The sequence below is a fragment of the Flavimobilis sp. BM9 genome, from assembly GCF_058313055.1.
In genome coordinates, this window is the sequence record NZ_JBZEMO010000001.1 from 754,286 (window position 1) to 779,837 (window position 25,552).

Here is a 25,552-nt window from a genome sequence, read left to right on the forward strand (position 1 = left end):
GAATGCTTGCCATGATCCGGGCGCGGCAGGGAGTGTCTGTCGCCATCGCCACCGCGGCAGCCGTGCTGCTCGTGCTCGCGAGCGGACGCGCGGGGGTCGGAGCGCCCTTCCTGCACGACCCTGTCGAGATTCGCCTGAGGCTCGTCGCCCCGGTCCTGCTCGCGGTCGCGCTCGTCCCCGCGCTGCCCGCACCGGTGGAGGAGCTGGAGCGAGCCATGCGCGCTCGCGCACAGGTCAGCCGCGCCGTGGTCGTGCTCTGGGCGTCGTGCTCGGTGGTGCTCGCAGGCCTTGCCGTCGCGGCCCAGTATTCCGAGACCGTGGCCGGGCTGGAGGTCCTCCGAAACGGGGCGCTCCTCGTCGGCCTGCTCCTCGGTGCTGCGAGGATCGGTGCGGTGCCCTGGGTGCTCCCGGTGGTCGTGGTGGCAGCAACCTACACGGTGGGGCTCGACCCGATCACGCTCCAAGAGAGGCGCTGGGCGCTCCTGCTGGCACCGGTGGGCGCAGGGAACATGCTCGTGGGTCTCACCGTCCTGGCATGCGGTGCAGCTCTCTATGTCGTTCGCCCGTCGGTGCGACGGGCGGGAAGAGGTCGGAGGTCACAGTGATGCGTTCGTCTGGACGGTTGCGTCCGGGAGTCATCGGCGCGGTCGCGCTGGCAGTCGTAGCCGGCCTCGTCGGGGGGCGGTTCTGGGGTACCAGCGACACCCGCGCCGAGCTTGCACCGACCCAGGTCCACGGACAGCTCGTCTCCATGGAGGACGATCGCAGCGTCGGGTGCGTGCGCCCATCGGGGGCGGACGACCTCTGCGGTCCGCTCGCATTCGTGGGGGGCGGCCCGATCGCTGTCGATGACGAGGTGGTCGTCACGGAGCACGTCGGGTCGGTCGGGGACGAGGACGCGCGCATCCTGGTCGTCCGGCGATCCGCGCAGTGATCTCCGGGTGCCGCGCCCGGGACGTCAGGACCGTTCGCGCTGCAGCTCGCGCCGGTAGCCCAACACGGTGACGACCGTGCAGACGAGGCCCCACACGACGACGACCGCGACGTGCTGCCACGCGCTGCCGGACAGCTCCGCACCGAAGCGACGCACGTCGTCGGCGGGTGCCATCGCTCGCCAGGCGAGCTGGCCGAAGTGGAAGGTCGGCAGCCACGGCGCGACCCCCTGGAGCACGTCGGGGAGCTGGCTCGGCGGGAAGAAGAACCCCGAGAGGAACGACAGCGGCAGGAAGACGAGGTTGACGATCGTCGAGGCCGCTCGCGGTCGCGCCCAGTAGGCGATCGCCGCGCCCATCGGCGAGAACACGACGGTGCCCAGGAGCAGCACGCCGACCGTCGCCGCGAGGCGCCCCGGGTCGAAGGCCGCGTCGCCTGCGAACGTCGCGAGGAGCGCCGTCGCGATCGCGATGAGGAGCGTGAACACGAGGTTCACGGCGAGCTTGCCGGCGAAGTAGACGCTCATCGGCATGGGGGTGGCACGCAGGCGGCGCAGCCATCCGGCCTCGCGCTCGGCCGCGAGCTCGGCGCCGAACGAGAACAGCGACTGCGACACGACGCCGTAGCAGGAGAACGACACGAACAGCAGCGCGACGACGGTCGTACCGCCGGGCAGCGTCGTGCCCGCGTTGGGCAGCCCGAACATCGCGAACAGGATGACGGGCAGCACGACGACGCCGATGAAGTACTCGGGCAGCCGCCGGTAGCGGGTGACCTCGGACGCGACCTGCGCGGCGAGCCGGGGGAGGCGCCCGCCGCTCGGGAGCGCCTCGGGGCTCGGTACGCGGGCGAGGTGCTGGTCGGTGCTCACGCGGTGACCTCCGGCTGCTCGGGCTGGCTGGTGAGATGGAGGAACGCCGTCGTGAGGCTCGCCTCGGTCACGAGGAGGTCGACGACGGTCGCGTCGGACGCGAGGAGCGCGCGCAGCGGCGCGACGGCGTCGCTCACGTGGAGCACCACGGGCCGCAGCCCGTCGGTGCCCGGATCCTCGATGGTCGCGCTGCGGACTCCGGGGAGGCCGTGCAGCGCGTCCGGCGTGGCGTCGGTGCGCATCGTGACCGTCGTCGCGGCGACGAGCCGCTTGAGCTCGGCGGGGCTCGCGTCCGCGATCACTAGCCCGTGGTCGATCACCACGACCCGGTCGGCCTCGTCGGCCTCGTTCATGTCGTGCGTCGAGAAGACGATCGTCCGGCCCAGGTCGGCGAACGCGCGGACGTAGGACCAGAACCGCTGCCGCGCGACGACGTCGAGAGCAGCCGTCGGTTCGTCGAGGTACAGGATGTCCGGGTCGCCGACGATCGCGAGCGCGAACGAGAGCCGCTGACGCTGCCCGCCGGAGAGCTGGTTGACACGCTTGCCCGCATGCTCGACGAGGTCGGCCCGCTCGAGCACGAACGGCGTCGGCAGGTGCATCGGGTAGTACGTGCCGACGAGCGTGATCATCTCGGCGACCGTGAGCGAGGCCGGGGCGTCCGTGTCCTGGAGCATCGCACCGACGCGGGCGCGCACGTCGGCGGACTCGGGATCGGCGCCGAGGACGTGGACCGTGCCGGACGTCGGTCGGCGCAGGCCGAGGAGCATCTCGATCGTCGTCGTCTTGCCGGCGCCGTTGGGGCCGAGGACCGCGACGACCTCGCCGCGACGGATGGTCAGGTCGATGCCGTCGACAGCGACGACCTCCCCGAACGTGCGTCTCAGAGCGCGCGCCTCGATCACGGGCAGGGCGGGTGCGGGAGCTGTCATGACGCCACGCTATCGAGTGCGGGCGCCGCAGCGGTGCAGGTGCGGCCGCGGGTCAGCCGATGGACAACCGCTCAGGCAGGCCCGGGAACGCGACAGGTGCCGCACCCCAGGTCAGCGCCGCCCCGTAGGTGTCCGTGAGCAGGTCGAGCATCGCTGTGCGCTGCTCGGGCGCGACCTGCGACACCAGGGTCGCGTAGCTCGCGGCAAGGTTCGTCTCGAGCGTGTGGACGCCCGTGGTGTCGGCGGGGTCGGCGAGGAGCCCGTCGGGCAGCGCGTAGGCGATCTTGCGCGGGTCCTGCGCGGTGCCGTCCACCTCGGCGAGACGCGCCCACGCCTCCGCCCGCTCGCGGTGCTGGGCCGCCCGGGTGCGTGCGGCGACCCGCTCGGCCTCTGTCGTCCGGGCCGCGAGCACCTCGTACGTGTAGCCTGCGGCGTCCTCGGCTGCGACGAGGGGGACCAGGTCCGCGTCCACGCCGTCGGGGAGCGTGTCGGGAACCTGGGCCGACACGGGGGCGTCGATCTCTGGGAGCGTGTCGCCGCCGGCAGCGGCGAGGGACTGGGCGCGGGTGAGCTGCGCGACGGCGACGGAGGCCATGAGCCGCGCGACGGCGTCGTCCTCCTGGGTCGTCAGCGCGCCGCGGGCGCGGGCGTACGACTGCACGAGCCGGTCGACGGTCCGTTGGGTTCCGGGTTCCGCGACCGCCGGGGTCGGCTCAGCAGGGAGGGGGACGCCGTCGGCGTCCAGGAGCCCGGACACGTACTGTCCGCCGAGCGCTGCGAGGTGCGCGCCGGCGTCGTCCAGGACGGCTTGCAGCGACTCGCGCTGTCCGTCGGTCGTGCGCTTCGCGTCGCCCTTCGCGTCGGCGGGCAGGGCCGCGACCGTCGCGCGGGCCTGCGCCTCGACGTCCACGACGTCCTGGACGGCCGCGCGCCGCGCGGCCTCGACCGCGTCCGGCACCGGCTGCGTCGGGGAGGGCGTCTCCATGCGGACCCCGCAGCCTGTGAGCATCGCCACCACGGCGGCGGCCGCGGCGATCCGGCGCACCTGACCGCCGAGCGGGCCGCGGTGGGCGCGTCCCCGCGACGTCACGACGACGGTCGGGGCGGTGGGGGGCAGGAGCGGGTGCGGTTCCATCGCTGCCGATCATGCCACGCGCGACGAGCGTCACCAGGTCACGGCATGCCGCACCCCTGCGGTGCCGATAGGCTGTGCCTGCTGCGCGTACAAGTACACACCGGTCGTCACCAGGTGCAGATGTGCGCCTGGATCCGACAGGAGATGAAGATGGCACCAGAGGCCGAGACACCGACGCCGACAGCGGTGGCGAGCGTGATCGCCCCGGTCGTGCGCGCGTGCGGGCTGTTCCTCGAGGACGTCACGATCGTGGGACCGGCGCAGCGCGCCGTCGTCCGCGTGACCGTGGACCTCGAGGAGGACGAGGTGGGGAGCGTCGAGCTCGAGCGTGTCGCCGAGGTGTCCCGCGCCGTCTCCGACGCGCTCGACGCGTCCGACCTGTTCCCGCGCGCCTACCAGCTCGAGGTCTCGAGCCCAGGCACGTCGCGGCCGCTGACCGAGCCTCGGCACTTCCGTCGGGCGCGGACGCGTCTCGTGCGGATCGAGTGCACCGAGGGGCAGCCCGTCGTCGGTCGCGTGACTGACGTGGACGGTGACGACGTGGTCCTCGACGTCGAGGGTGACGAGGTGCGCGTCCCGCTCGCGACCGTGCGTCGCGGACGCATCGAGGTCGAGATGAAGCGGATCGACGAGGTCGATCTCGGACCCGAGGACGAGGAGGCCTGACATGGACATCGACATGACCGCGCTGCGGATGCTCGAGCACGAGCGCGAGCTCCCGCTGGACCTGCTCATCGAGGCCATCGAGCAGGCGCTGCACTCGGCGTACCTGCGCACACCTGACGCGCACCACAGCGCCCGCGTCGTCGTGGACCGCAAGTCCGGCCACGTCACGGTGCTCGCTCGCGAGGAGATCCTCACCGAGGTCCAGCAGGAGGACGGCACGACCCGGACCCTGCGTGAGCTCGGCCCCGAGTTCGACCACACGCCCGCGGGTTTCGGCCGGATCGCGACCGCGACCGCGCGCCAGGTCATCGTGCAGCGTCTGCGCGACGCCGAGGACGACCAGGTGCTCGGTACGTTCCGGGACAAGGAGGGTGAGCTGCTCGGCGGCATCATCCAGCAGGGACGCGACCCGCGGGTCGTCCTGGTCGACGTCGGAGGGACCGAGGCGGTCCTCCCCGCCCACGAGCAGGTCCCCACCGAGAAGTACGTGCACGGCGAGCGTCTGCGCTCGTACGTGCTCGAGGTCGCTCGCGGCCTCAAGGGTCCGCAGATCACGCTGAGCCGGACTCACCCCAACCTCGTGCGTCGCCTCTTCGAGATGGAGGTTCCCGAGGTCGCCGACGGGACCGTCGAGATCGTCGCGCTCGCCCGCGAGGCCGGGCACCGCACGAAGATGGCCGTCCGCGCGACGGTCCCGGGTGTCAACGCGAAGGGCGCGTGCATCGGCCCGATGGGGCAGCGCGTGCGCGCTGTCATGGCGGAGCTGCACGGCGAGAAGATCGACATCGTGGACTTCCACGAGGATCCCGCGACGTTCGTCGCGAACGCCCTGTCGCCCTCGCGCGTGTCGTCCGTCGAGATCGTCGACGAGGCTACGCGGTCGGCTCGTGTCGTCGTCCCGGACTTCCAGCTGTCGCTCGCGATCGGCAAGGAAGGTCAGAACGCCCGCCTGGCAGCGAAGCTGACGGGATGGCGCATCGACATCCGTTCCGACGGCGGCGGTGACGGTGCGCCTGCGCCCGAGACTGGACAGGGGCGCTAGACTGGACCCCGTGCAGACGCACACCGGGCCTGCCGTGCCCTCCCTCTATGACCGTGACGGGTCGCAGACTGGGCAGGACCATGCCCCCGGACCTGTCCGGACGTGCGTCGGTTGCCGTGGCACCGGGGAGCGTGCCGAGCTGGTCAGGTTGGTGCGCGAGCGCACCGGTCCGGGCCAGCCGGGCCTCGGTCACGGGGCGGTCCCGGTCGTTGTCGACGAGCGGAAGCGCCTCCCAGGCCGCGGCGCGTGGATCCACCCGGACCTGCGCTGCCTGGAGCTCGCGGAACGACGGCGGGCACCTGCACGAGCGCTCCGCCTGGACGGCCCAGCCGATCTCACGGCGGTGCGCAGCTGGATGAAAGAGCACGAAGGACGCGACGGGCAGCTCCCTGCTGCCGGGCGTCACGAGTCTGGACAGTCACCAAGGAAAGCGGGTCAGACGCCGATGGGCACCCGATGAGTACTCAGCGATGAGCCCCCAGAACTAAATCGGTCCCTCCCTGTCCGGGGATGGGCCTGGACAGGAGAGAAGTGGCAAAGATCCGCGTGTACGAGCTCGCCAAGGAGCTCGGTGTGGAGAGCAAGACCATCATGAGCAAGCTGGGCGAGCTCGGTGAGTTCGTCCGGTCGGCTTCATCGACCATCGAGCCGCCGGTCGTCCGGAAGCTCCGCGACGCCTTCCCGGCGAACGCCGAGGCGCCGGCGGCTGCCAAGCCCGCCCGTGCCCCGAAGGCGCCCGCTCGCCCGGCTGCGCCTGCTGAGAAGGCCGCTGAGCCCGCTGCGGAGGCGCCCGCCCCCGCTGCTCCGGCACCCGCTGCTCCGGCTCCGGCCGCGCCGGCGGCTCCCGCCGCGCCTGCCGAGGCGGCGCCGAGCGCCAAGCCCGCAGCCCCGACGCCTGCCCCTCAGGCGCCGTCGGCGAGCGGTCCGCGTCCGGGCAACAACCCGTTCGCCCCGAGCCAGGGCATGCCGCGTTCGAGCGGCCCCCGCCCGGGCAACAACCCGTTCGCACCCAGCCAGGGCATGCCCCGTGCTGGTGCGCGTCCTGACGCCCAGGCGGCGCCGTCGGGCGAGCGGTCCGGCGGTCCCCGTCCGGGCGCTCCGCGTCCCGGTGCTCCGCGTCCGGGCGCGCCGCGTCCTGGTGGCGGTCCCCGTCCTAACCCCGGCATGATGCCTGGCCGTACGTCGGTCGGTCGCCCGGCACCCGGTGGTGCTGGCGGTCGTCCCGGTGGCGCTGGTGGCGGCGGCGGTCGTGGCGGCTTCAGCCGTCCCGGCGGTGGCGGCGCTCCCGGTGGCGGCCCCGCTGGTGGTGGCGGCGGTTTCGCCGGTCGTCCCGGTGGTGGTGGCCGCCCGGGTGGTGCCGGTCGCGGCAGCACCCAGGGTGCGTTCGGTCGTGCTGGAGGGCGCCCCGTCCGCGGGCGCAAGTCGAAGCGGGCGAAGCGCCAGGAGTTCGAGCAGATGCAGGCGCCGTCGCTCGGCGGCGTGCAGGTGCCCCGCGGCACCGGAAGCTCGGTCATCCGGCTGCGCCACGGCTCGTCGCTGAACGACTTCGCCGACAAGATCGACGCGAACCCGGCGTCGCTCGTCACGGTGCTGTTCCACCTCGGTGAGATGGCGACCGCGACGCAGTCGCTCGACGAGGACACGTTCGCGACCCTCGGCGCCGAGCTCGGCTACGTCATCGAGATGGTCTCGGCCGAGGAGGAGGACCGCGAGCTGCTCGGGGCCTTCGACATCGACCTCGAGGGCGAGCTGGCCGACGAGTCCGAGGAGGACCTGCAGGCCCGTCCGCCGGTCGTCACGGTCATGGGTCACGTCGACCACGGAAAGACGCGTCTTCTCGACGCGATCCGTCGCACCGACGTCGTGTCGGGCGAGGCTGGTGGCATCACGCAGCACATCGGTGCCTACCAGGTGCGTCACATGCACGACGGTGTCGACCGCGCGCTGACCTTCATCGACACCCCGGGTCACGAGGCCTTCACGGCCATGCGTGCTCGTGGTGCCGAGGTCACCGACATCGCGATCCTCGTGGTCGCGGCGGACGACGGCGTGATGCCGCAGACGGTCGAGGCGCTCAACCACGCCCAGGCCGCCGGTGTGCCGATCGTCGTCGCGGTCAACAAGATCGACAAGGAGTCGGCGAACCCGGCGAAGATCCGTCAGCAGCTCACCGAGTACAACCTGGTGGCCGAGGAGTACGGCGGCGACACGATGTTCGTCGACGTCTCCGCCCGTCAGAACCTCAACATCGACGAGCTGCTCGGCGCGGTCCTCCTCACGGCGGACGCGGCGCTCGACCTGCGCGCCAACCCGGACAAGGACGCGCGTGGTGTCGCGATCGAGGCGAACCTCGACAAGGGCCGCGGTGCGGTGGCGACCGTCCTCGTCCAGCAGGGCACGCTCCGTGTCGGCGACTCGATCGTCGCGGGCACGGCCCACGGCCGTGTGCGCGCGATGTTCGACGAGCACGGCAACGCTGTCGACGCCGCTGGTCCGGCGCGTCCGGTCCAGGTCCTCGGCCTGACGTCGGTGCCGCGCGCCGGCGACTCGTTCCTCGTGGCGCCCGACGACCGCACGGCTCGTCAGATCGCCGAGAAGCGCGAGGCGGCCGAGCGTGCCGCGACGCTCGCCAAGCGTCGCAAGCGCATCAGCCTCGAGGACTTCACGCAGGCTCTCGAGCAGGGCAAGGTCGAGACGCTCAACCTCGTCATCAAGGGTGACGTCTCCGGTGCAGTCGAGGCCCTCGAGGACTCGCTGCTCAAGATCGACGTGGGCGACGAGGTCCAGCTGCGCGTCATCCACCGCGGTGTCGGTGCGATCACGCAGAACGACGTCAACCTCGCGACGGTCGACAACGCCGTCATCATCGGCTTCAACGTCAAGACCGCCGAGCGGGTCGCCGACATGGCGGACCGCGAGGGCGTGGACATCAAGTTCTACTCGGTGATCTACCAGGCGATCGACGACGTCGAGGCTGCGATGAAGGGCATGCTCAAGCCGGAGTACGAAGAGGTCCAGCTCGGTACCGCCGAGATCCGCGAGATCTTCCGTTCCTCCAAGTTCGGCAACATCGCGGGCACGATCGTGCGGTCGGGTCTCATCCGCCGCAACGCGAAGGCTCGCGTGCTGCGCGACGGCGTCGTCGTCGGGGACAACCTCACGATCGAGTCGCTCAAGCGGTTCAAGGACGACGCGACCGAGGTCCGCGAGGGCTTCGAGTGCGGTATCGGTCTCGGGTCGTTCAACGACCTGCAGGTCGAGGACGTCATCGAGACGTGGGAGATGCGCGAGAAGCCGCGCTCCTGACGCACGTGACGCCGGGAGGGTCGGACCGACGGTCCGGCCCTCCCGGCGTCCCATCCCAGACATCACCACCAGAACAGGAGCGACGACATGGTGGATCACCCCCGGGCCCTCAAGGTGGCTGACCGCATCAAGGTCGTGGTCGCGCAGATGCTCGAGACGCGGATCAAGGACCCGCGCCTCGGCTTCGTGACGATCACCGACGTGCGCGTGACCGGCGACCTTCAGAACGCCTCGATCTTCTACACGGTGCTCGGCGACCAGGAGGCGCAGGCGGACACCGCCAAGGCGCTCGAGAGCGCCAAGGGCATCATCCGCAGCGAGGTCGGCAAGCAGACGGGCATCCGCCTCACGCCGACGATCGAGTTCATCCTCGACGCGGTCCCCGAGACCGCGGCGCTGCTCGACTCGGCTCTGCTCGAGGCGCGTCGTCGTGACGCGGAGCTCGAGAAGGTGCGTCGCGAGGCGACGTTCGCCGGCGACGCCGACCCGTACAAGAAGCCTCGTACCGAGGACGACGACGCCTGAGCGTCCTCGTCGCACGCAGAGGGTCGGGCCCGCAGCACGCGGTCCGACCCTCTCGTGCGTGACGGACCACCCCGTGGACGGTCCTCGGCTCGCGGCGTCGGCGCAGCCGCGCCGCTGATAACGTTGAGACCCGTGACCCCCAGCCCCCAGCGCCGTCCGGACACCCGGACCTGGCCTCCCGCGCCCGACGGCATCCTCGTCGTCGACAAGCCCTTCGGCTGGACGAGCCACGACGTCGTCGCGAAGGTCCGCTACCTGGCCCGCACGCGCAAGGTCGGGCACGCAGGAACGCTCGACCCGATGGCGACAGGCGTCCTGGTCATCGGCATCGGCAGGGCCACCCGGCTGCTGACATTCGTCGTCGGCGCCGACAAGGAGTACCGCGCGACGATCCGCCTCGGTGAGACGACGACGACGGACGACGCGCAGGGCGAGCCCGTCGACGCGGTCGACGCGTCGGGCGTGACGCAGGACGCGGTGAGTGCTGGCGTCGCACGGCTCACGGGCGACATCTTGCAGGTCCCGAGCACGGTCTCCGCGATCAAGGTCGACGGCAAGCGCGCCTACGCTCTGGCCCGGTCGGGGGAGAGGGTCGTGCTCGACGCCCGCCCGGTGACGGTCTCGCGCTTCGACGTGGTCGAGGTGCGCCGCGTCGACGTCGACGGGCGCGTCGTGCTCGACGTGGACGTCGTCGTCGTGTGCTCGTCGGGGACGTACGTGCGTGCCCTGGCACGCGACCTCGGTGCGGACCTGGGTGTGGGCGGGCACCTCACGGCGCTGCGCCGCACGCGCGTCGGCGGGTACGGGGTCGAGGAGGCTCCGACCGTCGACGATCTGGTCGACGCAGCCCAGGAGCGCGACGAGCCTCTTCCCGTGCTGCCGCTCGCACGGGCGGCGCGCGCGATCATGGCGGCGCGCGACCTGACCGGCGCCGAGGTGGTCGAGCTGCTCCACGGCCGACGGATCGCCCGTCAGGGCGAGGACGCTGGGGGGCCCGTCGCGGCGATCGCACCCGACGGGGCGCTCGTCGCCGTCGTCGAGGTCGCGGGCGAGCGTCTGCAGCCGCTCGCGGTTCTCGGCGCCCTCGAGGACCTTGCCGCCAGGACCGCTGGTGGGCCCGAGCCGGACCGTGCGGGCACGACCCGCGGGCAGGAGTAGCCGTGCACGTCTGGAACGGGTTGACGGAGGTCCCCGGTGACCTCGGCCCGACGGTCGTCACGATCGGGAACTTCGACGGCGTCCACCGGGGGCACGCGGAGGTGCTGCGGAGCGTCGTCGACCAGGCGCGCGATCGCGGCCTGACGTCGGTCGCGGTGACCTTCGTGCCGCACCCGCGCGCCGTGCACCAGCCTGAGCACGCGCCCGAGCTGCTCACGAGCCCGGCACAGCGGCTCGAGCTGCTCGCAGGGCTTGGCCTCGACGCGGTCCTCGTGATCGACTACACGCTCGACTTCGCGCGGCAGTCGCCGCAGGAGTTCGTCGAGTCGTGCTTCGTGCGGGGCCTGCGCGCTGCACGTGTCGTGGTGGGGCACGACGTCCGGTTCGGGTGGGGGAACTCGGGGACGCTCGCGACGCTCGCAGAGCTCGGGGCGCAGCACGGGTTCGAGGTCGTCGCGATCGAGGACCTGGGGCTGAGCGGCGGGCGGTGGTCGTCTACGAGCGCGCGCAACCTCCTCGTCGACGGCGACGTCGCGCGCGCGGCGCAGGTGCTCGGACGCAACCACCGGGTGCGCTCGACCGTCGTGCACGGTGACGCGAGGGGCCGGACGATCGGGTACCCGACCGCGAACCTCGGGTGGCCGATCGAGGGTCACGTCCCGGCGGACGGCGTGTACGCGGGGCGGCTGCGCCGCGACGCTGCGCCCGAGGGCACCCCGATCGAGGACCTCGTGCTGCCGGCGGCGATCTCGATCGGCACGAACCCGACGTTCGCCGGTGTGGAGCGTCGGGTTGAGGCCTACGTCCTGGACCGGACGGACCTCGACCTGTACGGCGAGGTCGTCGAGCTCGAGCTTGTCGAGCACCTGCGGCCGACGTTGCGCTTCGACTCGGTCGAGGCGCTGGTCTCGCGCATGGCCGAGGACGTCGACCGGTGCCGCGAGGTGCTCGCGCACCGCTGACCTGGAAGGACGCCGCCCGGGCTGTCGAGTGGCCACGCGTGCCGCGCCGAGCGGCGTGAAGCGTGTGGCTGAAGGGGCTCGTGTGCGCGCGCGCCGTGCGTTATCGTGCAACTCGGACGGGCCCGTTCGCTGATTGTCGGGCCCTCCGCGCCGATAGGCACACGGCGGCCACCCCCGAGGCCGCGCGAGAGGGAGAAGCATGCGCAGGATCGTCCCGGTCGTCCTCACGGCCGCGCTCACCATCGCCGGGGTGGCGCTCCCAGTCGTCACGCTCCCCGTCGCGGCTGCGACCCCCGTGACGCCAGAGCGCTCCACGCTGCCGCTCGACGGCATCGATCCCGAGGCCGCCGCCGACCCCACGGCGATCGACGCGCCCGTGGACCCTGAGCAGACGGACCCGCAGCTGTCCCGTGCGCTGGAGCTCGCCGAGGCGCAGGAGCCTGAGGGAGTCCACGAGGACCACGCCGAGGAGGTCGCACCGCTCGAGTCGGCGCAGGACCCTGACCTCGCAGCACTGAGCGCGCTCGAGCGCACCGAGGCCTTCACGGTGGCTGGTGTCACGTGGGACGCGACGAGCACCGAGGAGGTCATCGAGGTCGTCGTGCGGATCCGCGAGGACGGCCGATGGGGGGAGTGGACGACGCTGCCCGCCTCCGAGGGCCTTGCCGACTCCGACCGGACGGGCACCGAGCCGGTCGCGTCCGCCGGTGCGGACGGCATCCAGGCGCGCGTGCGGACGGTCAGCGGCGAAGCGCCGTCGGGTCTGCGCATCGAGCTCATCGACGCCGGCGACTCGGCCGCGGACGCTGCAGCAGTATCACCGTCTGCGCCCGCCGCCTCCGCGTCCGCCTCGAACGGCTACGAGATCAAGCCGACCGTGGTCACGCGCAAGGGGTGGGGCGCCGACGAGAAGCTCCGCAGGGGCTGGGGCACGCCCGACCAGTCGGCGGTCCTCAACGCGATGTACGTGCACCACACGGTCAACTCGAACTCCTACGCCAAGGGCGACGGCCCCAAGCTCGTCCGAGGCATCTACGCGTACCACACGCAGAGCATGAAGTGGCCCGACATCGGCTACCAGTTCCTCGTCGACAAGTACGGATCCATCTACGAGGGGCGCTACGGCGCGATCGACACGCTGCCGATCGGCGCCCAGGCCGGCGGGTACAACACGACGACGATCGGCATCTCGGCGATCGGCAACCTCGAGACGGGGAAGCCGACAGCCGCGATGGTCGACGCGATCTCGCGGGTGCTCGCCTGGAAGGCGTACCAGCACGGTCTCGACCCTCTGGGCACCGTGCGCCTCACGACCGGCACCAGCACCAAGAGCGGCGTGCATGCCAAGCCGGGCGAGGTCGTCACCGTGAACGTCATCCAGGGGCACCGCGACACGAACATCACGGCGTGCCCCGGCAAGTACCTCTACGCGAAGCTCCCCGAGATCCGGAAGAAGGTCAAGACCGTCGTCGGCGAGGCGGTAGCGGTGCACGGCAAGGCAGGGGCTGCCCTGCCCGCACCACGGGTCGCAGCGCACGATGCTCGGCAGAGTCCCGCCCAGCTCGATTCCAGCTCGACATACTCGTGGCAGGCAGTAGCCGGTGCGGTGCGCTACGAGCTGCTCACCCGCGTCGGCAGCCACGGCTACGCGATGACGGACTCCCGCGGGTGGGGTACCTACGCGACCGTGACGGCGACGTCCGCGACCGTCAGGCTCGACGCGGGCGCCAACCGGATCGTGGCCGTGCGCGGGGTCGACTCCGCGGGGCGCCGCGGGGCGCTCAGCATCCTGACGCAGACGGCACGCCCCGTGGCGACGTCGGCCATCACGTGGTCGTCGAAGCTCCGCTGGACCCAGGAGCCTGGTGACGGCGCCGTCAACGGGAACCTGCGGTCCACGAACGTCGCTGGCGCGAGCCTCGCAGTCGAGAGCGTGCGCGACGCGCGTCGCGTCGTCGTCCACGGCGAGGCGGGGCCGGGACGCGGGCGCACGCAGGTCCTGCTCGGCGACACGCCGCTCGGGACGCTCAGCTGGTCGGCGTCCACGGTCGACCGCGCCGCGGCGCGGGTGCTCGACCTCCCTGCCCCGACGAACGGCCGGATCCGTCTCGTCACGCTCGACGACGCACGCGTCGCGCTGAGCGCGCTCGCGTTCCCGCGCTTCCCCGCGACGACCGACGTGCCACCCGCGCCGAGCGCGCTCGCCAAGCCTGCGCTCACCACGCCCGCCGCCACGGCCGCCCCTGTCCGGCTCTCCAGCACGGCCACGCTGCGCTGGGCGGCCGTCCCCGGCGCGACGTCGTACAAGGTCCAGGTGCGCACCGCGGCCCACGGCAAGGGCTACGGTGCGTGGAAGACCGTCGCGACGACGACGTCCCGCAAGTACGTCGTCACGATCGCGAGCGGCGCGTCGGCCCAGGTCGGGATCCGCGCCGTCGCTCCCGGCAGGACGACGTCCGCCCGCGCGACGTTCCCCACCATCACGCGTCCGGTCTCGACCGGGACGCTCGTGCGGTCCCAGGGATCCAAGGCGTGGACCAAGGTCCGGCACGGCAGCTACTTCCGCGACTTTGCGTTCTCGACGAAGAAGAAGGGCGCGACCATCGCGGTCACGAAGGTCAAGAGCGCCAAGACGATCCAGGTCACCGCGGGCAAGGGCAAGGGCTACGGGCGCATCGCCGTCTACGCGGGCACGAAGAAGGTCAAGACGTTCTCCCTCAAGGCGACCAAGACGAGCAGGCTCTCCCGTCTGAACGTCACGCTGCCCAAGGCGTTCTCAGGGACCGTCACCGTCAAGACGCTCGACGCGAGGACAGTTCGGGTGAGCGCCGTCACCACGGCGCGCTGAGCAGGTCCTGCGCGGGCTGTTGCCTGCCTGGTAGGATCGGTGTGCCGTCATAGCGGCCGCGGACAGAGAGAGCCCGGGTGAACCAGCCCCAGGGCGCCGCGCAACGAGTGAAACACAAGGAGAGCCGTGCCCCTCGACAAGGCCACCAAGCAGGCCATCATGACCGAGTACGCCACCCACGAGGGTGACACCGGTTCGCCCGAGGTCCAGATCGCGATGCTGACGCAGCGCATCAAGGACCTGACCGAGCACCTCAAGGAGCACAAGCACGACCACCACAGCCGTCGTGGTCTGCTCCTCCTCGTCGGCCAGCGTCGTCGCCTCCTCGGCTACCTGCAGAAGGTCGACATCAACCGCTACCGCAGCCTGATCGAGCGCCTCGGTCTGCGCCGCTGATCCGACACCTCGCCAGCCCGGACCCCTCAGGGTCCGGGCTGGCGTAGTGTCACCGTCCTGACGAAGACTTGTTCGTCATCATCTGAACCGCCGCCCTGCCTGTCTCGTCCGGTCCTCGGTAGTGGCCCCCGTCAGCGCGAACGCGTTGCGTAGGCCTCGATCGAAGACCGTCGAGAGCAGGGCGGGAGACGAGAGGAGGGCACCCGTGGAGGGTCCCGAGATCCAGTTCGCCGAAGCAACGATCGACAACGGTCGTTTCGGCACCCGCACCGTCCGTTTCGAGACGGGCCGCCTCGCCAAGCAGGCAGCCGGCGCCGTCGCCGCCTACCTCGACGGCGACACCATGCTCCTGTCGGCCACGACGGCCGGCAAGCACCCCAAGGAGCAGTTCGACTTCTTCCCGCTGACGATCGACGTCGAGGAGCGGCAGTACGCCGCCGGCAAGATCCCCGGCTCGTTCTTCCGCCGCGAGGGCCGTCCCTCGACCGAGGCCATCCTCGCGTGCCGTCTCGTGGACCGTCCGCTGCGCCCCCTCTTCGTCAAGGGCCTGCGCAACGAGGTCCAGGTCGTCCTGACCGTCATGGCGATCCACCCGGACGACTCCTACGACGTCCTCGCGATCAACGCCGCGTCCGCGTCCACGCAGCTCTCCGGCCTGCCGTTCTCCGGCCCGGTCGCGGGTGTCCGCATCGCGCTGATCGACGGCCAGTGGGTCGCGTTCCCGCGCTACTCCGAGCGCGAGCGCGCCACGTTCGACATGGTCGTCGCCGGCCGCGTCGTCGGTGACGACGTCGCGATCGCGATGATCGAGGCCGAGGCGCCCGAGGCGTCCTGGACCCTCATCCACGACGAGGGTGCCGTCGCACCGACCGAAGAGGTCGTCGCGCAGGGCCTCGAGGCTGCCAAGCCGTTCATCAAGGCCCTCGTCGAGGCGCAGGCGCAGCTCGCTGCGAGCGCCGCGAAGGAGACCCAGGCGTTCCAGACGTTCCCCGACTACCAGGCCGACGCGTACGACGCTGTCGAGGCCGCCGCGACGGCGAGCCTCGGCGAGGCGCTGTCGATCGCTGACAAGCAGGCTCGCGAGGCTCGCCTCGACGAGATCAAGGCTGAGGTCGTCGAGCAGCTCGCCGCCCAGTTCGAGGGTCGCGAGAAGGAGCTCTCCGCCGCGTACCGCTCGGTGCAGAAGCAGCTCATCCGCAAGCGCATCCTCACGGACGGCTTCCGCATCGACGGCCGCGGGCTGCGGGACATCCGCACGCTCTCGGCCGAGGTCGAGGTGCTGCCGCGCGTGCACGGCTCCGCTCTGTTCGAGCGCGGCGAGACGCAGATCCTCGGCGTCACGACGCTCAACATGCTCCGCATGGAGCAGCAGCTCGACACGCTCGCGCCCGAGACGCGCAAGCGCTACATGCACCACTACAACTTCCCGCCCTACTCGACCGGTGAGACCGGCCGAGTCGGCTCGCCGAAGCGTCGCGAGATCGGCCACGGAGCGCTCGCCGAGCGTGCGCTGATCCCCGTGCTCCCGAGCCGCGAGGAGTTCCCGTACGCGATCCGTCAGGTCTCCGAGGCTCTCGGCTCCAACGGTTCGACCTCGATGGGCTCCGTCTGCGCGTCGACCCTCTCGATGCTCAACGCCGGTGTGCCGCTGCGCGCCGCCGTCGCGGGCATCGCGATGGGCCTCGTCTCCGACACCGTCGACGGTGAGACCCGCTACGCGGCGCTCACCGACATCCTCGGTGCCGAGGACGCGTTCGGCGACATGGACTTCAAGGTCGCCGGTACGCGCGAGTTCGTCACGGCCATCCAGCTCGACACGAAGCTCGACGGCATCCCCGCCGACGTGCTCGCCGGCGCGCTGACCCAGGCCAAGGAGGCGCGTCTCGCGATCCTCGACGTCATCAACGAGGCGATCGACACGCCCGACGAGATGTCGCCGAACGCGCCGCGCGTCATCGCGGTCAAGGTGCCCGTCGACAAGATCGGCGAGGTCATCGGCCCGAAGGGCAAGATGATCAACCAGATCCAGGACGAGACCGGCGCCGACATCTCGATCGAGGACGACGGCACCGTCTACATCGGTGCGACCGACGGCCCCTCGGCCGAGGCCGCTCGTGCGGCGATCAACGCGATCGCCAACCCGCACGTCCCCGAGGTCGGCGAGCGCTTCGTCGGCACGGTCGTCAAGACCACCTCGTTCGGTGCGTTCATCTCGCTGTCCCCGGGCAAGGACGGTCTGCTGCACATCAGCCAGATCCGCAAGCTCGTCGGTGGCAAGCGCGTCGAGAACGTCGAGGACGTGCTCTCGATCGGCCAGAAGGTCCAGGTCGAGATCGGTGAGGTCGACCCGCGCGGCAAGCTGTCGCTGCACGCGGTCATCGAGGGCGAAGAGTCCGGCGACGAGCAGGCCGACGCCTGACGTGAGCTGGGACCTTCCCCTCACCCGGGCCGGAGAGCCCGGTAGCGAGCTCACCGCCGGGCAGGACGGCGCCGTCATCCGGCGCTCGATCCTGCCCGGCGGGGTCCGGGTCATCACCGAGTCGATGCCCGGCCAGCGCTCCGCATCTTTCGGTGCCTGGGTGCCCGTCGGTTCTCGTGACGAGACCGACGGGCACTTCGGTTCGACGCACTTCCTCGAGCACCTGCTCTTCAAGGGCACCGCTCGGCGCAGCGCCCTCGACATCGCCGAGTCGTTCGACGCCGTCGGTGGCGAGGCCAACGCCGCGACCGGCAAGGAGCACACGTGCTACTACGCGCGCGTGCTCGACACCGACCTGCCCATGGCCGTCGACGTCATCACCGACATGGTGACCTCCGCCCGGATCGACGCGCACGAGCTCGAGACCGAGCGCGGCGTCATCCTCGAAGAGCTCGCGATGAACGACGACGACCCGAGCGACGTCGTCCACGAGGAGTTCTCGACCGCCGTCCTCGGTGACAACCCGCTCGGCCGCCCGATCGGCGGCACGCCCGCGACGATCAACGCGGTCCCGCGGGACGCGGTCTGGGAGCACTACCGCTGGCACTACCGCCCCGAGACGCTCGTCGTGTCCGCTGCGGGCAACGTCGACCACGACGCGCTCTGCGCGCAGGTGTCCGAGTCCCTCGTCGCGGGCGGGTGGGATCTCGACCCTGCGAACGCGCCGCGTCCGCGCCGCACGGACTCGATCGACGACCTCGGCGAGATCCCTCGCGGCGTCGAGTGCGACGTGCACCGTCCCGTCGAGCAGGCGAACGTCGTGCTCGGCACACTCGGGCTCAGCGCGACCGACGACCGTCGCTACGCGATGACCGTCCTCAACGCGGTGCTCGGCGGGGGCATGTCCTCGCGGCTGTTCCAGGAGATCCGGGAGCGTCGCGGTCTCGCGTACTCGACGTACTCGTTCGCTTCCGGGTTCGGCGGGACCGGCATCTTCGGCCTGTACGCGGGCTGCACGCCCAGCAAGGTCGACGAGGTGACAGCGCTGCTCGCGGCGGAGCTCGAGAAGCTCGCCGACGGCGGGATCACGCCGACCGAGCTCGAGCGCAGCCGCGGTCAGCTCTCTGGCGGACTCGTCCTCGGGCTCGAGGACTCGGGCTCCCGGATGAGCAGGCTCGGGAAGGCCGAGCTCGTCCACGGGGAGCTGCAGAGCCTCGAGGAGGCGCTCGAGCGCATGCGCTCGGTCACCGCGGAGGACGTGCAGACCCTCGCGAAGGAGCTTGCGTCGCGAGACCGCACGATCGTGCGCGTCGGACCGTTCGGCCGCTGAGTCTCGCGACCAGGCCACGTGGCCGTACCGAAGCCCCGGCGGGCCAGCCCGCCGGGGCTTCGTCGCGCCTGCCACCCGGCGCCAGCCCACCGCGGCGCAGCGCGCCGGAGGGCGGACACGCCCCGGCGCGCGTCATCGCGGCGGCTAGGGTGAACCTCGTGACGAACCAGACCACCACCCCCCTCAAGGTCGCCGTGCTCGGAGCCGCTGGCCGCATGGGCCAGACGGTGTGCGCCGCGGTCGACGGCGCCCCCGACCTCGAGCTCGTCGCCCGCATCGACGTGGGCGACGACGTCGCCGCGGTCGTCCGCGAGAGCGGCGCCGACGTCGCGATCGACTTCACCGTCCCGTCGGTCACCGAGGCGAACGTCCATGCCGCGCTCGACGGCGGCGCGCACGTCGTCGTCGGGACGACGGGTTGGGACGACGGGTCCCGTGCCCGCGTGAGCGAGCACCTCGAGCGCCTCGCGGACAGCGGCACGACGCGGGGTGTGCTCATCGCGCCCAACTTCGGGCTGTCCGCCGTCCTCGCGATGACGTTCGCGGCGAAGGCCGCGCGCTACTTCGAGTCGGTCGAGGTCATCGAGCTGCACCACCCTGACAAGGTCGATGCGCCGTCGGGCACCGCCCGGCACACCGCGCACGCGATCGCGGCGGCGCGCGAAGAGGCTGGCGTCGCGTCGAGCCCGGACGCGACCGAGACGGGCTGGGAGGCTCGGGGAGCCGACGTGGACGGTGTCCGCGTGCACGCCGTCCGGCTGCGGGGGCTCGTCGCGCACGAGGAGATCCTGTTCGGCAACACCGGCGAGCAGCTGTCGATCCGGCAGGACTCGTTCGACCGTGTCTCCTTCATGCCGGGCGTCCTGCTCGCGGTCCGAGAGGTCGTGTCCCGCCCCGGGCTGACGGTCGGCCTCGAGAACGTCCTGGACCTCTCCTGAAGGCCCCGAGCATGCGGCGCGGAGTCGTTCCTGCTGTCGTCGTCACGGCGCTGTTCGCCCTGTACCTGTGGGCGGTCCTGGGCAAGGGGGTCGCGCTCGTCCGGACGGGCGACCCGTTCGGGATCACGATGGGTGTCGCGGCGCTCGTCGCGCCGCTCGTCTGCCTCGGGCTGATCGTGCGCGAGTGGCAGCTCGCGTTCACCGTGCAGCGGATGGCGGACCTGCTCGCCGAGCGCGGGGCGCTCCCGGTCGACGACCTGCCGCGGTCGCCGGGCGGAAGGATCGATCGTGACGCGGCCGACGCGGCGTTCGAGGTCGCGCGGGCCCGTACCGAGGCTGAGCCGGAGAGCTGGGAGGCCTGGTACCTCTTGTCGTTCGCGTACGACGCCGCGGGGGACCGCAAGCGTGCGCGCTCAGGGCTGCGGCGGGCATCGGCGCTGTTCCGCAGCGGGGCCCGCTAGCGCACGGCGACCCGCCGGCGCGGGACCTCCGCTAGAGCGACGCGCTCCAGCGGGACTCGCGGACGTCCTTGAGGCCGGTCGCGAGCACACGGGTGCGCCCGTCGGGCCCGAGCCCTGCACCGGCGAGGAACTGCTCGCGGCCCGTGTCGCCGTCGAGCACCCACGTGACGACCTCGTCCGCACCGTCCGACCTGAGCCGGTCGACGCCCGCCATGAGCAGGCGAGAGCCGTGACCGCCGCGACGGTGCTCAGGGAGCACCTCGAGCGACACGAGCTGAGCGGGAGCGACGGCGCAGAAGCCGACGACGTGCGGTCCGGAGCATGCGACGAGGACGGCGAAGCCCGGGCCAGGCGGGGACATGATCGCGTCGCGCCACTGGGCGCGGATGCGGTCCGCGTCGAGCTTGTCGAGCACGTCCTCGGTGAGGACGTCCGTGTGGGTCGCGGCCCAGGCGGAGAGCTGGATACGGGCGACGGCGTCCTCGTCACCCGAGACCGCGGGGCGGACCGAGACGTCGGCGGTCGGGGAGAACAGGCTCATCCGCCTAGTCTCCCTCACGGACGGACGTCGCGGCACACCGCGGACACACCCTCGCCGGTGGCGTGGCCCGGACTACGATCTGGGTCATGACCGCCCCGACGCGTGACACCGTCAGCACCTCGACCGCCAGCCCCGGGCAGGGTCCCGTCGACACGCAGTACGAGGACCTGCTGCGGCACGTCATGGCGACCGGTACGCCCAAGGCGGACCGCACGGGCACGGGGACGCGCAGCGTCTTCGGCCACCAGATGCGCTACGACCTGTCGCGCGGCTTCCCGCTCGTCACGACCAAGCGCGTGCACGTGCGTTCCGTCGTCGGTGAGCTCTTGTGGTTCTTGCGCGGGGACTCGAACGTGCGCTGGCTCCAGGAGAACGGCATCCGGATCTGGAACGAGTGGGCGGACGCCGACGGCGAGCTCGGGCCTGTGTACGGGGTGCAGTGGCGGTCGTGGCCGACACCGGACGGCGGTCACGTCGACCAGCTCGCGCAGGTGCTCGAGACGCTGCGGACGGACCCCGACTCGCGGCGCATCATCGTGTCCGCGTGGAACGTCGGCGAGCTCGACGCGATGGCCCTCGCACCGTGCCACGCGTTCTTCCAGTTCTACGTCGCGGACGGCAGGCTCTCGTGCCAGCTGTACCAGCGCTCCGCCGACCTGTTCCTCGGCGTGCCGTTCAACATCGCGTCCTACGCGCTGCTGACGCACATGGTCGCGGCGCAGGTCGGCCTCGAGGTCGGCGACTTCGTCTGGACCGGCGGGGACTGCCACATCTACGACAACCACCACGAGCAGGTGCGCGAGCAGCTCTCGCGCGAGCCGTTCCCGTTCCCGACGCTCGAGCTGAAGCCCGCGGCGTCGCTGTTCGACTACACGTTCGACGACGTCGTCGTGCACGGGTACGAGCACCACCCCGCGATCAGCGCGCCGGTCGCGGTATGACCGCGGGCCGGCTCGGCATGATCTGGGCGCAGGACCGCGCCCGGGGGATCGGCCGCGACGGCGACCTGCCGTGGCACCTGCCGGAGGACATGGCGCACTTCCGCGAGACGACGCGCGGGTGCCCGGTCGTCATGGGGCGTCTCCAGTGGGAGTCGCTGCCGGAGCGGTTCCGCCCGCTGCCGGGCCGCGAGAACGTCGTGCTCACGCGGAACCTCGAGCTCGACGCCCCTGGTGCTCTCGTCGTGACGGAGCTGGCGGACGCGCTCGAGCACGTGCGCGGCAAGGACGCGTGGGTCGTGGGCGGGGGACAGGTCTACGAGCTCGCGATGCCGTACGCGGACGTGCTCGTCGTGACCACGATCGACACCCTGACCGAGGCGGACACGTTCGCGCCCGAGGTCGACCTGGACGAGTGGCGGCTCGTGGGCCGTGAACCGGCGCAGGGCTGGACGACCGCAGCGAACGGTATGCGGTTCGAGATCTCGCGGTACGAGCGCGCGGGAGCGGAAGCGCTCTGAGAGCTCTGGGTCGTTACGGCGCTTCGGGCGCTGCGAGCATCTCCGACACGGTGACGAACCGGTAGCCGTCCGCCGTGAGCGTCGCGACGAGCCGCTCGACCTCGACGAACAGCGAATCTGCGGGCGTGCCGCGCCCGTCGTGGCACAAGACGATCATGCCGGGGCTCGCGGTCTGGATGTCACGGTCGACCTTCGCAGCCGCGCCGTCGGTGGGGAGGTGGTGCGACCAGAGCGCGATGTCGTACCCGTGCTCCGACGCGGCCCACAGGCCGGGGGAGTCGATCCTGCCCCACGGGGGGCGCACGAGGCGAGGTGTCGTGCCCGTGTGCTCGACGATCGCGTCGTGGGTGCGCCGGAACTCGTCGAGGAGGGGCGTCTGCTCGAGGACGGTCATGTCCTGGTGGTCCCAGCCGTGGCTCGCGATCTCGTGGCCCTGCTGCGCGGTCGCGCGGGCGACGTCAGGGTGCGCGACGACGTGAGAGCCGAGCACGAAGAACGTCGCGCGGGCGTCGTGCCGGGCGAGGAGGTCGAGGACCAGCGGCGTCCACCGCGGGTCGGGTCCGTCGTCGAACGTCAGGCACACGAGTCGCTCCGCGGGGTGACCGCGCCAGACGACGCGCGCGTCGCGGCGAGCCGTCTCCAGCTCGGGGCGCGGGCAGACGCGATACGTCGGGCCGTGCTTGCGCGGTCGGTGCGCGACGGCGTCGGACGCCGCGTAGGTCGACGCTGCGGCGACCGCCGCAGCGGACAACGTCGTCGTCAGCAGCCGGCGGCGCGAGACGCCGACGGCCGTGCGTGCGGCTCGCTCACCCTGAGACGCTTCGGTGCCGTCGCCCTCGGGCGTGCCGGCGTGCGTCGTGTCATCATCATGTTCTGTCCCTGCCCCCACGGTTCGCGAGGATAGCAGTTGGGGTGCCCTGGCCCGCACGACGCGACGGCGGACAAGCCCACGCCCGGAGGCGTGGCGCGGTAGGTTGTCACCATGCCTGCACAGACCCCTGCGCGCCCGTTCGGCGCAGTGCTCACCGCCATGGTCACCCCGATGCGTATCGACGGTGAGGTGGACATCGACGCCGCGGTGCGGCTCGCGACCCACCTCGTCGACCACGGCCACGACGGTCTCGTGCTCAACGGCACGACAGGCGAGTCGCCGACGACGCACGCGCCGGAGAAGGCCGAGCTCGTCACTGCGGTCGTCGAGGCCGTCGGAGACCGCGCACGGATCGTCGCCGGTGCCGGCTCGAACGACACGGCGCACGCCGTGCGCATGGCCGAGCAGGCAGCAGCAGCGGGGGCGCACGGCCTCCTCGTCGTGAGCCCCTACTACTCGCGACCGAGCCAGGAGGGCGTCTACCGGCACACGCTCGCCGTCGCCGAGGCGACCGACCTCCCGGTCATGCTCTACGACGTCCCGGCGCGGACCGGCGTCCGCTTCTCACCCAGCACGATCAGCCGCCTCGCAGAGCACCAGAACGTCGTGGCGATCAAGGACGCGACGGGTGACATCTACGGGGCCTCCAAGCTCATCGCATCGACCGGCCTCGCCTGGTACTGCGGTGACGACTCGCTGTACCCCGCCTATCTCGCGTACGGCGCGAGCGGCATCGTGTCGGTCGCCGGGCACCTCGTCGGCGACCAGCTCGCCGAGATCACCGCAGCCTTCGACGCGGGCGACCACGCCCGCGCCTGGCGCGTGTTCTCGACCATCACGGAAGCGATCGACGCCGTCAACGGTGCTGGCTTCCAGGCCGTCATGGCCAAGGCAGCGCTCGAGATCCTCGGCCTGCTTCCCAACCGCATTCTTCGGCTGCCCCAGGTGGCAGCCACCGATGACGAGGTCGCCGGCGTGCGCAGCCACCTGGTGGCTGCCGGCCTGGTCGACTGAGCAGAACGAAAGGCACCACGTTGAGCCACTCCCACCCCGAGCTTCCCGCACCGCCTCCCTTGGCACCCGGCGCCCTGCGCATCGTGCCCCTCGGCGGGCTCGGTGAGGTCGGCCGGAACATGGCGGTCCTCGAGCACGAGGGACGCCTGCTGATCATCGACTGCGGGGTCCTGTTCCCTGAGGACCACCAGCCCGGGGTCGACCTGATCCTCCCCGACTTCGACTACATCAAGGACCGCCTCGACGACATCGAGGCGATCGTCCTGACGCACGGCCACGAGGACCACATCGGTGGCGTGCCCTACCTCCTGCGTCTGCGCCGCGACATCCCGCTCGTCGGGTCGCAGCTCACGCTCGCCTTCATCGAGGCGAAGCTCAAGGAGCACCGCATCACCCCGTTGACCCTCACGGTCAAGGAGGGGCAGACCGAGAAGCTCGGTGTGTTCGACTGCGAGTTCGTCGCCGTCAACCACTCGATCCCGGACGCGCTCGCGGTCGCGGTGACCACGTCGGCGGGCACCGTCCTGCACACGGGCGACTTCAAGATGGACCAGCTCCCGCTCGACGGGCGCGTCACCGACCTGCGCGCGTTCGCGCGCCTCGGCGAGAAGGGCGTCGACCTGTTCATGGTCGACTCCACGAACGCTGAGGTCCCCGGTTTCGTCACGAACGAGACGGAGATCGGCCCCGTGCTCGACGCCGTGTTCGACACGTGCGAGAAGCGTGTCGTCGTCGCGTCCTTCGCGTCGCACGTGCACCGGGTCCAGCAGGTCCTCAACGCCGCGCACTCCCACGGGCGCCGCGTCGCGTTCGTCGGCCGCTCCATGGTCCGCAACATGGGGATTGCGGCAGAGCTCGGCTACCTCGACGTGCCCGAGGGCCTGCTCATCGACATCAAGAAGATCGACACGCTGCGCGACGACCAGGTCGTGCTCATGTGCACCGGCTCGCAGGGCGAGCCGATGGCAGCGCTGTCGCGCATCGCGAACCGTGACCACAAGGTGTCTGTCGGTCCCGGCGACACGGTGATCCTCGCGTCGTCGCTCATCCCGGGCAACGAGAACTCGGTGTACCGCGTCATCAACGGCCTCACGCGCCTCGGCGCACGCGTCGTGCACTCGGGCAACGCCAAGGTCCACGTCTCGGGCCATGCTTCCGCCGGCGAGCTCCTGTACTGCTACAACATCCTTCGACCGAAGAACGTCATGCCGGTCCACGGCGAGGTGCGTCACCTCGTCGCGAACGGCGCCCTCGCGGTGCGCACGGGCGTTCCGCCCGAGCGCGTCGTGCTCGCTGAGGACGGCTTCGTGATCGACCTCGTCGACGGCAAGGCGTCGATCGTGGGCGCGGTCCCGTGCGGTTACGTCTACGTGGACGGCTCGAGCGTCGGCGAGCTCACGGACGCGGAGCTCAAGGACCGGAGGATCCTCGGCGAGGAGGGCTTCATCTCCCTGTTCGCCGTGATCGACTCGGGGACCGGCAAGGTCCTCGCAGGGCCCGAGATCCACGCTCGCGGGTTCGCCGAGGACGAGGCCGTCTTCGAGTCGATCCTGCCGCAGCTCACCGCAGCCCTCGAGGAGGCAGCCTCGACGGGCAGCGTCGACACGCACCAGCTGCAGCAGGTGATGCGCCGCGTCGTCGGTCGTTTCGTGTCGAACCGGCTGCGTCGTCGCCCGATGATCATCCCGGTGGTCGTCGAGGCGTGATCCTCGCCACGCAGCCCCGGCGGCCCGCCTCGCGGCGGC

At 71.4% G+C, this 25,552-nt stretch carries 23 protein-coding genes; 18 read left to right on the forward strand and 5 right to left on the reverse strand.

Features of this window, described 5'->3' with window-relative positions:
• Positions 1-2 precede the first annotated feature (2 nt).
• The gene (locus tag AC4F3Q_RS03400; protein ID WP_491038722.1) at positions 3-605 is read left to right on the forward strand and encodes a hypothetical protein; all 603 of its coding nucleotides are present in this window, start codon (positions 3-5) and stop codon (positions 603-605) included.
• A 353-nt stretch (positions 606-958) separates the two neighbouring features.
• Here AC4F3Q_RS03400 and AC4F3Q_RS03405 read toward each other — a convergent pair whose 3' ends face one another.
• Genes AC4F3Q_RS03405 through AC4F3Q_RS03415 form a run of 3 tightly spaced genes read right to left on the reverse strand, consistent with a single transcriptional unit; the run spans position 959 to position 3,871 of the window.
• The gene (locus AC4F3Q_RS03405) at positions 959-1,804 is read right to left on the reverse strand and encodes an ABC transporter permease (protein WP_491038723.1); all 846 of its coding nucleotides are present in this window, start codon (positions 1,802-1,804) and stop codon (positions 959-961) included.
• Entirely contained in the window at positions 1,801-2,736 is a 936-nt protein-coding gene (locus AC4F3Q_RS03410; protein ID WP_491038724.1) for an ABC transporter ATP-binding protein, read from the reverse strand. The genes AC4F3Q_RS03405 and AC4F3Q_RS03410 overlap by 4 nt, the downstream gene beginning before the upstream one ends.
• Positions 2,737-2,788: 52 nt before the next feature.
• A complete protein-coding gene (locus AC4F3Q_RS03415; RefSeq protein WP_491038725.1) occupies positions 2,789-3,871 on the reverse strand; it encodes a ferritin-like domain-containing protein in 1,083 nt (360 codons plus the stop codon).
• Between the two features lie 150 nt (positions 3,872-4,021).
• Between AC4F3Q_RS03415 and rimP the strand changes: the two genes are divergently transcribed.
• From rimP to AC4F3Q_RS03480, 13 genes are all read left to right on the forward strand, one after another.
• Positions 4,022-4,537, forward strand: a complete 516-nt coding sequence (gene rimP / locus AC4F3Q_RS03420; RefSeq protein WP_491038726.1) for a ribosome maturation factor RimP — start codon at positions 4,022-4,024, stop codon at positions 4,535-4,537.
• 1 nt (position 4,538) lies between these two features.
• Positions 4,539-5,579, forward strand: a complete 1,041-nt coding sequence (gene nusA / locus AC4F3Q_RS03425; protein WP_168445913.1) for a transcription termination factor NusA — start codon at positions 4,539-4,541, stop codon at positions 5,577-5,579.
• 151 nt (positions 5,580-5,730) lie between these two features.
• Positions 5,731-6,039 (forward strand): YlxR family protein, encoded by a 309-nt coding sequence (locus tag AC4F3Q_RS03430; protein ID WP_491038727.1) that lies wholly within the window; start codon positions 5,731-5,733, stop codon positions 6,037-6,039.
• A gap of 71 nt (positions 6,040-6,110) precedes the next feature.
• On the forward strand, positions 6,111-8,885 hold the full coding sequence (gene infB / locus AC4F3Q_RS03435) for a translation initiation factor IF-2 (protein ID WP_491038728.1): 2,775 nt from the start codon (positions 6,111-6,113) through the stop codon (positions 8,883-8,885).
• Positions 8,886-8,972: 87 nt separating this feature from the next.
• On the forward strand, positions 8,973-9,410 hold the full coding sequence (gene rbfA, locus AC4F3Q_RS03440; protein ID WP_491038729.1) for a 30S ribosome-binding factor RbfA: 438 nt from the start codon (positions 8,973-8,975) through the stop codon (positions 9,408-9,410).
• A 132-nt stretch (positions 9,411-9,542) separates the two neighbouring features.
• Complete coding sequence (gene truB / locus AC4F3Q_RS03445) at positions 9,543-10,568, forward strand: tRNA pseudouridine(55) synthase TruB (protein ID WP_491038730.1); 1,026 nt, start codon at positions 9,543-9,545, stop codon at positions 10,566-10,568.
• Positions 10,569-10,570: 2 nt separating this feature from the next.
• Complete coding sequence (locus AC4F3Q_RS03450) at positions 10,571-11,530, forward strand: bifunctional riboflavin kinase/FAD synthetase (RefSeq protein ID WP_491038731.1); 960 nt, start codon at positions 10,571-10,573, stop codon at positions 11,528-11,530.
• 199 nt (positions 11,531-11,729) lie between these two features.
• Positions 11,730-14,378 carry a peptidoglycan recognition protein family protein gene (locus AC4F3Q_RS03455; RefSeq protein ID WP_491038732.1) on the forward strand — a complete coding sequence of 883 codons (2,649 nt, stop codon included), beginning with the start codon at positions 11,730-11,732 and terminating at the stop codon, positions 14,376-14,378.
• Positions 14,379-14,504: 126 nt separating this feature from the next.
• Entirely contained in the window at positions 14,505-14,774 is a 270-nt protein-coding gene (gene rpsO / locus AC4F3Q_RS03460) for a 30S ribosomal protein S15 (protein ID WP_098457171.1), read from the forward strand.
• Positions 14,775-14,979: 205 nt separating this feature from the next.
• Complete coding sequence (locus tag AC4F3Q_RS03465; RefSeq protein WP_491038733.1) at positions 14,980-17,193, forward strand: polyribonucleotide nucleotidyltransferase; 2,214 nt, start codon at positions 14,980-14,982, stop codon at positions 17,191-17,193.
• A 1-nt stretch (position 17,194) separates the two neighbouring features.
• Positions 17,195-18,523 carry a M16 family metallopeptidase gene (locus tag AC4F3Q_RS03470; RefSeq protein ID WP_491038734.1) on the forward strand — a complete coding sequence of 443 codons (1,329 nt, stop codon included), beginning with the start codon at positions 17,195-17,197 and terminating at the stop codon, positions 18,521-18,523.
• Between the two features lie 158 nt (positions 18,524-18,681).
• Positions 18,682-19,461 carry a 4-hydroxy-tetrahydrodipicolinate reductase gene (dapB, locus tag AC4F3Q_RS03475; RefSeq protein WP_491038735.1) on the forward strand — a complete coding sequence of 260 codons (780 nt, stop codon included), beginning with the start codon at positions 18,682-18,684 and terminating at the stop codon, positions 19,459-19,461.
• Between the two features lie 11 nt (positions 19,462-19,472).
• Entirely contained in the window at positions 19,473-19,922 is a 450-nt protein-coding gene (locus AC4F3Q_RS03480; RefSeq protein ID WP_168445905.1) for a hypothetical protein, read from the forward strand.
• A 31-nt stretch (positions 19,923-19,953) separates the two neighbouring features.
• Here the strand turns inward: AC4F3Q_RS03480 and AC4F3Q_RS03485 are convergent, their stop codons facing one another.
• Positions 19,954-20,463 (reverse strand): GNAT family N-acetyltransferase, encoded by a 510-nt coding sequence (locus AC4F3Q_RS03485; protein ID WP_491038736.1) that lies wholly within the window; start codon positions 20,461-20,463, stop codon positions 19,954-19,956.
• Positions 20,464-20,549: 86 nt separating this feature from the next.
• Between AC4F3Q_RS03485 and AC4F3Q_RS03490 the strand changes: the two genes are divergently transcribed.
• Both AC4F3Q_RS03490 and AC4F3Q_RS03495 read left to right on the forward strand, forming a co-directional pair.
• Positions 20,550-21,404: a thymidylate synthase gene (locus tag AC4F3Q_RS03490; protein ID WP_491038737.1), complete on the forward strand. Its 855-nt coding sequence runs from the start codon at positions 20,550-20,552 to the stop codon at positions 21,402-21,404.
• Positions 21,401-21,922 (forward strand): dihydrofolate reductase, encoded by a 522-nt coding sequence (locus tag AC4F3Q_RS03495; protein WP_491038738.1) that lies wholly within the window; start codon positions 21,401-21,403, stop codon positions 21,920-21,922. Before AC4F3Q_RS03490 ends, AC4F3Q_RS03495 begins: the two co-directional genes overlap by 4 nt.
• Positions 21,923-21,935: 13 nt before the next feature.
• Here AC4F3Q_RS03495 and AC4F3Q_RS03500 read toward each other — a convergent pair whose 3' ends face one another.
• Positions 21,936-22,811, reverse strand: a complete 876-nt coding sequence (locus tag AC4F3Q_RS03500; protein WP_491038739.1) for a polysaccharide deacetylase family protein — start codon at positions 22,809-22,811, stop codon at positions 21,936-21,938.
• Positions 22,812-22,904: 93 nt separating this feature from the next.
• On the opposite strand from AC4F3Q_RS03500, the gene dapA reads away from it, so the two are divergent.
• Both dapA and AC4F3Q_RS03510 read left to right on the forward strand, forming a co-directional pair.
• Entirely contained in the window at positions 22,905-23,807 is a 903-nt protein-coding gene (dapA, locus tag AC4F3Q_RS03505; RefSeq protein ID WP_491038740.1) for a 4-hydroxy-tetrahydrodipicolinate synthase, read from the forward strand.
• 20 nt (positions 23,808-23,827) lie between these two features.
• The gene (locus AC4F3Q_RS03510; protein WP_168445899.1) at positions 23,828-25,513 is read left to right on the forward strand and encodes a ribonuclease J; all 1,686 of its coding nucleotides are present in this window, start codon (positions 23,828-23,830) and stop codon (positions 25,511-25,513) included.
• The last annotated feature ends 39 nt before the right edge of the window (positions 25,514-25,552 follow it).

What these genes read in the sequence shown, in the direction of transcription:
- AC4F3Q_RS03455 (WP_491038732.1), top strand. Translation starts at nt 11,730, where the DNA reads ATGCGCAGGATCGTCCCGGTCGTCCTCACGGCCGCGCTCACCATCGCC.
- AC4F3Q_RS03415 (WP_491038725.1), bottom strand. Translation starts at nt 3,871, where the DNA reads ATGGAACCGCACCCGCTCCTGCCCCCCACCGCCCCGACCGTCGTCGTG.
- AC4F3Q_RS03490 (WP_491038737.1), top strand. Translation starts at nt 20,550, where the DNA reads ATGACCGCCCCGACGCGTGACACCGTCAGCACCTCGACCGCCAGCCCC.
- dapA (WP_491038740.1), top strand. Translation starts at nt 22,905, where the DNA reads ATGCCTGCACAGACCCCTGCGCGCCCGTTCGGCGCAGTGCTCACCGCC.
- nusA (WP_168445913.1), top strand. Translation starts at nt 4,539, where the DNA reads ATGGACATCGACATGACCGCGCTGCGGATGCTCGAGCACGAGCGCGAG.
- AC4F3Q_RS03480 (WP_168445905.1), top strand. Translation starts at nt 19,473, where the DNA reads ATGCGGCGCGGAGTCGTTCCTGCTGTCGTCGTCACGGCGCTGTTCGCC.
- AC4F3Q_RS03495 (WP_491038738.1), top strand. Translation starts at nt 21,401, where the DNA reads ATGACCGCGGGCCGGCTCGGCATGATCTGGGCGCAGGACCGCGCCCGG.
- AC4F3Q_RS03485 (WP_491038736.1), bottom strand. Translation starts at nt 20,463, where the DNA reads ATGAGCCTGTTCTCCCCGACCGCCGACGTCTCGGTCCGCCCCGCGGTC.
- rbfA (WP_491038729.1), top strand. Translation starts at nt 8,973, where the DNA reads ATGGTGGATCACCCCCGGGCCCTCAAGGTGGCTGACCGCATCAAGGTC.
- AC4F3Q_RS03400 (WP_491038722.1), top strand. Translation starts at nt 3, where the DNA reads ATGCTTGCCATGATCCGGGCGCGGCAGGGAGTGTCTGTCGCCATCGCC.
- AC4F3Q_RS03410 (WP_491038724.1), bottom strand. Translation starts at nt 2,736, where the DNA reads ATGACAGCTCCCGCACCCGCCCTGCCCGTGATCGAGGCGCGCGCTCTG.
- rimP (WP_491038726.1), top strand. Translation starts at nt 4,022, where the DNA reads ATGGCACCAGAGGCCGAGACACCGACGCCGACAGCGGTGGCGAGCGTG.